We start from the raw sequence: 8,775 nt of genomic DNA on the forward strand, positions 1-8,775 counted from the left end.
GAGGGAGAGACGACATGACCGACGCCGTCATCGTATCCACCGCCCGCACCCCCATCGGCAAGGCCGCACGGGGCGCGTTCAACATCACCCACGGGGCCGACATGGCCGGCCACGCCGCCCGCCACGCGGTCGAGCGCGCGGGCATCGACCCTGCGCTGATCGAGGACGCGATCTTCGGCTGCGGCTATCCGGAATACGTGACAGGCGGCAACATTGCCCGGCAGGCGGTGATCCGCGCCGGGCTGCCGGTTTCGATCGCCGCGACCACGGTGAACCGCTTCTGCGCGTCGGGGCTGCAGGCGATCGCCATGGGCGGCCACATGATTGCCCAGGAGGGCGCCAAGGCCATTCTCGTCGGCGGCGTCGAAAGCATCTCGATGGTCCAGCCGCCTGCGCGCCACTCGCGCAACGAATGGATCGAGGCGCACAAGCCCGAGCTCTATCAGGCAATGATCGAGACCGCCGACACGGTGGCCAAGCGCTACGGCATCTCCCGCGAGGCGCAGGACGAGCTGGCGCTGTCGAGCCAGCAGCGCACCGCCGAGGCGCAGCAGGCCGGGCGTTATGACGCCGAGATCGCGCCGATGGAAGTGACCAAGGCCGTCAAGGACAAGGAGACCGGCGAGGTCTCCCACGTCACCGAGACGATCTCGATAGACGAGTGCAACCGCCCCTCGACCGAGATCGAGGGGCTGCGCAAGCTCAACCCGGTGCGCGGCGAGGGCAACTTCATCACCGCCGGCAACGCGAGCCAGCTCTCCGACGGCGCCGCCGCCCTCGTGATGATGGACCGCAAGGAGGCCGAGCGCCTCGGCCTCGACATCCTCGGCGCGTTCCGCGGCTTTGCCGTCGCGGGCTGCGAACCCGACGAGATGGGCATCGGCCCGGTCTTTGCCGTGCCGCGCCTGCTGGAGCGGCAGGGTCTCACCGTTGACGACATCGACCTGTGGGAGCTGAACGAGGCCTTCGCCTCCCAGGCGCTCTACTGCCGCGACAAGCTCGGCATCGACAACGACAAGCTCAACGTCTCGGGCGGGTCGATCTCGATCGGTCACCCCTTCGGCATGACCGGCGCGCGGATGACCGGGCACCTGTTGATCGAGGGCCGTAGGCGGGGCGCCAAGCTCGGCATCGTGACTATGTGCATCGGCGGCGGGCAGGGTGCTGCCGGCCTGTTCGAGATCTATTGAGGAGGGCCCGGAGATGGACCTGAACTTCACCGATGAGCAGAAGGCCTTTCGCGCCGAAGTGCGCGGCTTTCTCGAAGAGAAGCTGCCACAGCGCCTGTCCGACAAGGTGCGCTTTGGCCAACGGCTCGAAAAGGCCGATTACGAAGAATGGCACGCCATCCTCAATGAGAAGGGCTGGCTCGCCGGCAACTGGCCCATGGAGCATGGCGGCGCGGGCTGGAACGCGGTCGAGCGGCACATCTTCGAGGAGGAGACCACCTCCGCCGCCGCCCCGCGCATCGTGCCCTTCGGCCTCGCCATGCTCGGGCCGGTGCTGCAGAAGTTCGGCTCCAAGGAGCAGCAGGACTACTGGCTGCCGCGCATCCTCAACGGCGACGACTGGTGGTGTCAGGGCTATTCCGAGCCGGGGGCCGGATCGGACCTCGCTTCGGTCAAGACCACGGCCGAGCGCGACGGCGACCATTACGTGGTGAACGGGCAGAAGACCTGGACCACGCTGGGCCAGTACGCCAACATGATCTTCTGTCTCGTGCGCACCTCCAAGGAGGGCAAGCCGCAGGAAGGGATTTCCTTCCTGCTGATCGACATGGATGATCCGGGCATCACCGTGCGCCCGATCGTGCTGATCGACGGCGAACCCGAGGTGAACGAGGTTTTCTTCGACAACGTTCGTGTGCCTGTCACGAACCTCGTGGGCGAGGAGAACAAGGGCTGGACCTACGCCAAGTACCTGCTGACCCATGAGCGCACCAACATCGCCGGTGTCGGCTTTGCCAATGCGGGTCTCGCCAATCTCAAGCGGATCGCGAGGCTCGAGCAATCCGAAGGCCGCCCGCTGATCGAGGACCCGCTCTTCGCGGCCAGGATCGCCGAGGTCGAGATCGCGCTGATGGCGATGGCCACGACCAACCTGCGGGTGGTCTCGGCCGCCGCCGCGGGGCAGGCACCCGGTGCCGAAAGCTCGATGCTCAAGGTCAAGGGCACGGTGATCCGGCAAGAGATCAACGCGCTGACCAAGGCCGCCGTCGGTCCCTATGCCATGCCCTTCGTTTCCGAGGCGCTCGAGGCGGGCACCAATGCGGGGCCGGTGGGTCCGGCCTATGCGATGGCCGCGACGCCGCAATACCTGAACAACCGCAAGCTCTCGATCTATGGCGGATCGAACGAGGTGCAGAAGACGATCATCGCCAAGGCGATCCTGGAACTCTGAGGAGCGGGCCATGAACTTCCAACTGACCGAAGAGCGGCAGATGCTGCAGGACGGGCTGCGCCGTTATCTCGGCGATGCCGTCACACCGGCGGCGCTCAAGGCCGCCGAAGAGGGCGAGGGCTTCTCGCCCGAGATCTGGTCCGGGTTGTCCGAGATGGGCGTCGCGGGCGCTTTGTTCACCGAAGAGCAGGGCGGCTTCGGCGGCGCGGGCTTCGACCTGATGACCGTGTTCGAGGAGCTGGGCCGCGCCGGCACGTCCGAGCCGATGCTCGAGGTGCTTCTGGCGGGCGGGCTGATCGCCGCGCTGGGCGACGAGACGCAGGCCGCCCTCGTCGAGCAGGCGGTCGAAGGCTCGGTCCAGCTAGCCCTCGCGCATGGCGAGCCCGGCAGCCGCTATGACATCGAACGGGTCGAGACCCGCGCCGAACGCAGTGGCGACGGCTGGACCCTCACGGGGCGCAAGGCGGTCGTGGTGAACGGCGCGCAGGCCGATCATGTCGTGATCTCGGCCCGCAGCTCGGGCGCGGCGCGCGACCGCGATGGGATCAGCCTCTTCGTGCTGCCCAAGGGCACGGCCGGCGTCGAGATCCGCGACTACCCGCTGGCCCAGGGCGGCCACGCCGCCGAGCTGATGCTCGAAGGCGTCACGCTGCCCGAGACCGCGCTCTTGGGCGCCGAGGGGCAGGCCATCGGGGCGCTGGAGACCGCGCATGCTCGCGCCACGGCGGCGCTTTGCGCCGACGGTCTGGGCGCGATGGAGACCGCGCGCCGCCTGACCGGCGACTATCTCAAGACACGCAAGCAGTTCGGCCAGCCGATCGGCAAGTTTCAGGCACTGCAGCACCGCGCCGCCGAGATGCTGATCGAGATCGAGCAGGCGCGCTCGGCGGTGATCAACCTCTGTGGCCATCTGGAGGCAGACCGCGAAACGCGCGAGATCCACGTCTCGGCGACCAAGCACCTCGTGGGCAAGGTGGCGCGCCTCGTGGCCGAGGAAGCGATCCAGATGCATGGCGGCATCGGCATGACCGAGGAGTACGAGTTGGGCCGCTTCGCGCGCCGCCTGTCGATGCTCGACCACCGCTTTGGCGACAGCACCTTCCATCTGGGGCGCTTCGTCCGGCTCCGGGCCGCCTGAGATGACCGGGGAGGGGATCATCAGGGGCGAGACCGGGGCGCAGCGGCTCTTGGGCTACATGCTCGACGTGGGGCGGAGCGACGGGCGTGCGCGCTGCCACCTGACGGTGGGCCCCGAGCACACCAACCGGCACGGCATGTTGCATGGCGGTATCGTCGCGACGATCCTCGACAACGCGATGGGGGCCACCGGCAGCCTGACCCGCGACCCGCAGGGGCGCTACCCGTTCCTGACGATCTCGCTCAACACCCAATACCTCGCCCCCGCATGCGAGGGTGAGACGCTGGTGGCGGTGGGGCGGATCACCGGCGGCGGGCGCAAGCTCGTCTTCATCGAAGGCGAGCTGCGCGGTCCCGAGGATCGGCTCATCGCCACGGCGACCGGCGTGTTCAAACCGGTGCCGCAGGCCCCACGGGAGGAGACGGCATGAGCATGGCGCGGATCGACGATCTCGGCGACCGGCTGGTGGTGTGGAACCTCAACGCCGCCCGGCGCGGCGCGCTGACCCCCGATTACTACGCGGCGCTGCACGAGGTGATCGCGACGGCCGCCGCCACCCCGCGCATCGTCGCGGTGATCCTCGCCTCCGAGGGCGGGTTCTTCTGCGCCGGCGGCGACCTGTCGGTTCTGGCCACCCGCGCGGCCCAGACCGAGGCCGAGCGGCGCGGCAACGTCGACAGGCTGCACGACCTCGTGCGCGCCATCACCGGCTGTCCCAAGCCGATGATCGCCGCCGTCGAGGGCGGGGCCGCCGGGGCGGGGATGTCGCTGGCGCTGGCCTGCGACTTCACGGTCGCCTCCGACACCGCCCGTTTTACCGCCGCCTATGTCAAGGCCGGGCTGGTGCCCGATGCGGGCCTCACGCATTTCCTGTCCGCCCTGCTGCCGCGCGCCATGGTATCGCGGATGGTGCTTTTGGGCGAGCCGGTCCCGGCGGACCGGCTGCACGCGTTGGGCGCGCTGTCGGAGCTGGCCCCGGAGGGGGGCGCTTTCGACGCCGCGATGGCGCTGGCCGACCGGCTGGCTCAGGGACCGTCGGCGACCCAAGGGGACATCAAGGCGCTGATCGCCAGCGCCGCGACGGGCGATCTCATGGCCCAACTCGACGCCGAGCGCGACGCGATGGCGCGTGCGCAGGGCTCTCCCGAGGCGGCCGAAGGGATCAATGCCTTTCTCGAAAAGCGCGCGCCCGATTTTGCGAAGCTGAGGAGCGTTTCATGACCGATCCGGCCTTCGACACCGCCGTTACCCGCGCCTATGGCACACGTCTGCCCATCGTCGCGGGCGGGCTGATGTGGCTTTCGGACGCGGCCTATGTCTCGGCCTGCGCCCGCGCCGGGATCATCGGTTTTCTCACGGCGGCGAGCTTTCCCGAACCCGACGCCCTGCGCGCCGAGATCCGCAAAACGCGTGAGTTTTCCGAGGGCGGCGCGTTCGGCGTCAACGTGTCGATGCTGCCCAAGCTGGTGCCGGGCGAGCGCACCGAGGAGATCTTCCGGCTCATTGCCGAGGAAGGCGTGCACTTCGTCGAGACCTCGGGGCGCAACCCCGAGCCGTGGCTGCCGCTGCTCAAGGACGCGGGCATCACCGTGCTGCACAAGGTGCCAAGCGTGCGCTTCGCCGAAAAGGCGCAGTCGGTCGGCGTCGACATGGTGTCGATCGTCGGCGCGGAATGCGGCGGCCATCCGGGCCTCGACCTGATCGGCTCCTTCGTCAATCTCGCGCTGGCCGAACGCCGGTTGAAGATCCCGTTCCTGATCGGCGGCGGCGTCGGCCATGGCGGGCAGATCGTCGCGGCGCTGGCGGGCGGGGCGTCGGGTGTCGTGATCGGGACGCGGTTCCTCGTGGCCGAGGAGGTGACGGCGCATCCCGACTACAAGCGCGCGCTTGCGGGGGCCAAGGAAACCGACACGATGCTCAGCATGTCGAGCCTGCGCAACACGATCCGCACGCTCAAAAACGAGACGTCGCAGACCGTGGCGCGGATGGAGGCCGAGAACCCCGAGATCGGGATCGAGGCGCTGCTGCCGCATGTCTCGGGCAAGATCGGACGCCGCGCCTACGAGACCGGCGACGTGTCGCGCGGCATGCTCTCGGCGGGGCAGGCGCTCGGGCTCACGGGCGATATCGCGCCGCTGGCCGGGATCGTCGGCGGGCTGGAAGAGGAGGCGCTCGCGGCGCTGGCGCGACTGCGCCCGGCGCCTGCGCGGATCAAGGAGGGGATGGCGGTATGACGAGCGTGCAGGGAATCGACACGCAAGGCGGCGGTGAGACGACGCGGCGCATTCACGAGCTGATCGCGCGGCAGGCGGCGCAGCGCGGCCAGGCGCCCGGCCTGATCGATGGCGACGGGCGGGTGCTGAGCTTTGCGGAATATCTCGCCGCCATCGAGGAGATGGCCGGCCTGCTGCGCGATCGCGGTGTCGTGGGCGGGGACCGGGTGCTGATCGTGGCCGAGAACTGCGCCGCGACGGCGCTTGCGATCTTCGCGGCCTCGGCGCTCGACGCCATCGCGGTGCCGGTCAACGCACGGATGACCGGGCCGGAGCTGTCGCGCATCGTCGCGCATTGCGAGCCGCGCGCGATCCTCTTCACCTGCCACGTCTCCCCCGAAGCCCGCGCCCATGCCGAAGGGGCGGGCGCGGCGCAGGTTGCCACCGCGACCGCCGATATCGCCGTGGCCTCCGGCCCCGCCGGCGCGTCGGACCCGGTCGAGGCCGGGCCGGGGCAGGTCGCGGTGATCCTCTACACCACCGGCACCACGGGCGACCCCAAGGGCGTGATGCTGACCCATCCCAACCTGCTCTTCGCCGGGGCGTCGAGCGCGCGGATGCGCGCTATGGTGCCCGAAGACCGGATCTACGGCGCGCTGCCGCTCACCCATGTGTTCGGGCTGGCCTCGATGCTGATAGCGGGGGCCTCCTGCGGCGCGGCCGTGCAGCTCGAGACCCGTTTCGCCCCCGACCGGCTTCTGGCCGCCTTGAAGGACGGCGCGACGGTGCTGCCGGCGGTGCCGCAGATGCACGCGCTCCTGATGAAGCACACGGCGTCCCTCGGCCTCGAGCGGCTGGAGGGCGCGAAGCTGCGCTATGTCTCATCGGGGGCAGCACCACTCGACCCGGCCTGGAAGCGCAAGGCCGAGGCGTTCTATGGCCTGCCGCTGCAGAATGGCTATGGCATGACCGAGAGTACCGCGGGCGTCAGCGGCACCCGCAACGCCATCGGCGATCCCGACATCTCGGTCGGCCCGGCGCTGCCCGGCCTTGAGATCCGCATCGATCCCACCCCGAGCGATGCCGAGGGCGTGGGCGAGATCCACACGCGGGGGCCCCATGTGATGAAGGGCTACTACCGCAACGCGCAGGCCACGGCGCAAGTGATCGACGCCGATGGCTGGCTCAGGACCGGCGACCTCGGGAAAATCGACGCCGAAGGCCGCCTGCACGTGGTGGGCCGTTGCAAGGAGTTGATCATCCGCTCGGGCTTCAACGTCTATCCGCCCGAGGTCGAGGCGGCGCTGAACGACCACCCATGCGTGGTGCAGGCCGCCGTCATCGGCCGGGCGCGGGGCGGCAACGAAGAGGTGCTCGCTTTCGTGCAGTGCATCGATCCCGCCCCCGATCCCGCGACATTGAAAGCCCATGTCTCGGAACGGCTTTCGAGCTACAAGCGACCATCGAAGATTTTGATCGTGGACCGGCTGCCCGCTGCGGCGACCGGCAAGATCCTGAAACACAAGCTGCTGGGCACATTCGCCGACCGCCTGGCCGCACTCGACGCGGAGGAGAACTGACATGCCCAAGGACACCCAAGGACACGGCCCCGAGCTGGGCCAGTTCGACTGGTCCGATCCGTTCCTGATCGAAACCCAGCTTGACGAGGACGAGCGGATGCTGCGCGACGCCGCGCGCGCCTTCGCCGAGGACAAGCTCGCGCCGCGCGTGGCACAGGCCTACCGCGAGGAGACCGCCGATCCGTCGATCTTCCGCGAGATGGGCGAGGCGGGCCTCCTGGGCGTGACGGTCGAGGAGGAGTATGGCGGGCTCGGCGCGTCCTACGTTACCTATGGCCTGATCGCGCGCGAGGTGGAGCGTGTGGACTCCGGCTACCGCTCGATGATGTCGGTGCAGTCGAGCCTCGTGATCTACCCGATCCACGCCTATGGCTCCGATGAGCAGAAGAAGAAATATCTTCCCGGCCTGTGCTCGGGCGAGCTGATCGGCTGTTTCGGCCTGACCGAGCCCGATGCGGGCTCGGACCCCGCCGGCATGAAGACCGTCGCCAAGAAGACCGACACCGGCTACCGGCTCTCGGGCTCCAAGATGTGGATCTCGAACGCGCCGTTTGCGGATGTCTTCGTGGTCTGGGCCAAGTCCGAGGCGCATGAAGGCAAGATCCGCGGCTTCGTGCTCGAAAAGGGCATGGAGGGCCTCTCTGCCCCGAAGATCGGCGGCAAGCTGTCCTTGCGCGCCTCGACCACCGGCGAGATCGTCATGGACGACGTCGAGGTCGGCGAGGACGCGCTTTTACCGAACGTGCAAGGCCTCAAGGGTCCTTTCGGCTGCCTCAACCGCGCGCGCTACGGCATCTCGTGGGGCGCGATGGGCGCGGCCGAGGCCTGCTGGCACGCCGCGCGGCAATACGGCCTCGACCGCAAGCAGTTCAACAAGCCGCTGGCGCAGACCCAGCTGTTCCAGAAGAAGCTCGCCGACATGCAGACCGAGATCGCGCTCGGCCTGCAGGGCAGCCTGCGTCTGGGCCGCCTCATGGATGAGGGCCGCGCCTCGCCCGAGCTGGTCTCGCTGATGAAGCGCAACAATTGCGGCAAGGCGCTCGAAATCGCGCGCCACGCCCGCGACATGCATGGCGGCAACGGCATTTCTGACGAATTCCCGGTGATGCGCCACATGATCAACTTGGAAACCGTGAACACCTATGAAGGCACGCATGATGTCCATGCGCTGATCCTGGGCCGTGCCCAGACCGGCCTTCAGGCGTTCTTCTGAGACAGGAGCAAACTATGAAGATTCTCGTCCCCGTGAAGCGGGTGATCGACTACAACGTGAAGGTGCGCGTGAAGTCGGATGGCTCGGGCGTCGATCTGGCCAATGTGAAGATGTCGATGAACCCGTTCGACGAGATCGCGGTCGAGGAGGCGATCCGTCTCAAGGAGGGGGGCACGGCGTCGGAGATCGTCGCGGTGTCGATCGGCGTGAAACAGGCGCAGGAGACGCTGC

9 protein-coding genes are annotated in these 8,775 nt (G+C 68.5%); all 9 read left to right on the forward strand.

Going from position 1 to position 8,775, the window contains the following annotated elements; translation table 11 throughout:
- Positions 1 to 14 precede the first annotated feature (14 nt).
- Positions 15 to 1,190: an acetyl-CoA C-acyltransferase gene (locus tag ACJASC_RS15380; protein WP_415146774.1), complete on the forward strand. Its 1,176-nt coding sequence runs from the start codon at positions 15 to 17 to the stop codon at positions 1,188 to 1,190.
- A gap of 13 nt (positions 1,191 to 1,203) precedes the next feature.
- Complete coding sequence (locus tag ACJASC_RS15385; RefSeq protein WP_415146775.1) at positions 1,204 to 2,400, forward strand: acyl-CoA dehydrogenase family protein; 1,197 nt, start codon at positions 1,204 to 1,206, stop codon at positions 2,398 to 2,400.
- A 10-nt stretch (positions 2,401 to 2,410) separates the two neighbouring features.
- Positions 2,411 to 3,538 (forward strand): acyl-CoA dehydrogenase family protein, encoded by a 1,128-nt coding sequence (locus tag ACJASC_RS15390; protein ID WP_415146776.1) that lies wholly within the window; start codon positions 2,411 to 2,413, stop codon positions 3,536 to 3,538.
- A 1-nt stretch (position 3,539) separates the two neighbouring features.
- Positions 3,540 to 3,968, forward strand: a complete 429-nt coding sequence (locus tag ACJASC_RS15395) for a PaaI family thioesterase (RefSeq protein WP_021694026.1) — start codon at positions 3,540 to 3,542, stop codon at positions 3,966 to 3,968.
- Positions 3,965 to 4,759 carry an oxepin-CoA hydrolase, alternative type gene (locus ACJASC_RS15400; RefSeq protein WP_415146777.1) on the forward strand — a complete coding sequence of 265 codons (795 nt, stop codon included), beginning with the start codon at positions 3,965 to 3,967 and terminating at the stop codon, positions 4,757 to 4,759. Before ACJASC_RS15395 ends, ACJASC_RS15400 begins: the two co-directional genes overlap by 4 nt.
- On the forward strand, positions 4,756 to 5,772 hold the full coding sequence (locus tag ACJASC_RS15405; protein WP_415146778.1) for an NAD(P)H-dependent flavin oxidoreductase: 1,017 nt from the start codon (positions 4,756 to 4,758) through the stop codon (positions 5,770 to 5,772). The genes ACJASC_RS15400 and ACJASC_RS15405 overlap by 4 nt, the downstream gene beginning before the upstream one ends.
- A gap of 5 nt (positions 5,773 to 5,777) precedes the next feature.
- On the forward strand, positions 5,778 to 7,331 hold the full coding sequence (locus ACJASC_RS15410) for a class I adenylate-forming enzyme family protein (protein WP_415146779.1): 1,554 nt from the start codon (positions 5,778 to 5,780) through the stop codon (positions 7,329 to 7,331).
- 1 nt (position 7,332) lies between these two features.
- The gene (locus tag ACJASC_RS15415; RefSeq protein WP_415146780.1) at positions 7,333 to 8,544 is read left to right on the forward strand and encodes an acyl-CoA dehydrogenase; all 1,212 of its coding nucleotides are present in this window, start codon (positions 7,333 to 7,335) and stop codon (positions 8,542 to 8,544) included.
- 14 nt (positions 8,545 to 8,558) lie between these two features.
- Positions 8,559 to 8,775 (forward strand): electron transfer flavoprotein subunit beta/FixA family protein (locus ACJASC_RS15420; protein WP_415146781.1); only part of this gene is annotated, 217 nt, incomplete at its 3' end.

This window comes from Limimaricola cinnabarinus (assembly GCF_047631075.1).
GTDB classification, from domain to species: Bacteria; Pseudomonadota; Alphaproteobacteria; order Rhodobacterales; family Rhodobacteraceae; genus Limimaricola; species Limimaricola cinnabarinus.

What these genes read in the sequence shown, in the direction of transcription:
- ACJASC_RS15415 (WP_415146780.1), top strand. Translation starts at nt 7,333, where the DNA reads ATGCCCAAGGACACCCAAGGACACGGCCCCGAGCTGGGCCAGTTCGAC.
- ACJASC_RS15405 (WP_415146778.1), top strand. Translation starts at nt 4,756, where the DNA reads ATGACCGATCCGGCCTTCGACACCGCCGTTACCCGCGCCTATGGCACA.
- ACJASC_RS15400 (WP_415146777.1), top strand. Translation starts at nt 3,965, where the DNA reads ATGAGCATGGCGCGGATCGACGATCTCGGCGACCGGCTGGTGGTGTGG.
- ACJASC_RS15385 (WP_415146775.1), top strand. Translation starts at nt 1,204, where the DNA reads ATGGACCTGAACTTCACCGATGAGCAGAAGGCCTTTCGCGCCGAAGTG.
- ACJASC_RS15395 (WP_021694026.1), top strand. Translation starts at nt 3,540, where the DNA reads ATGACCGGGGAGGGGATCATCAGGGGCGAGACCGGGGCGCAGCGGCTC.
- ACJASC_RS15380 (WP_415146774.1), top strand. Translation starts at nt 15, where the DNA reads ATGACCGACGCCGTCATCGTATCCACCGCCCGCACCCCCATCGGCAAG.
- ACJASC_RS15390 (WP_415146776.1), top strand. Translation starts at nt 2,411, where the DNA reads ATGAACTTCCAACTGACCGAAGAGCGGCAGATGCTGCAGGACGGGCTG.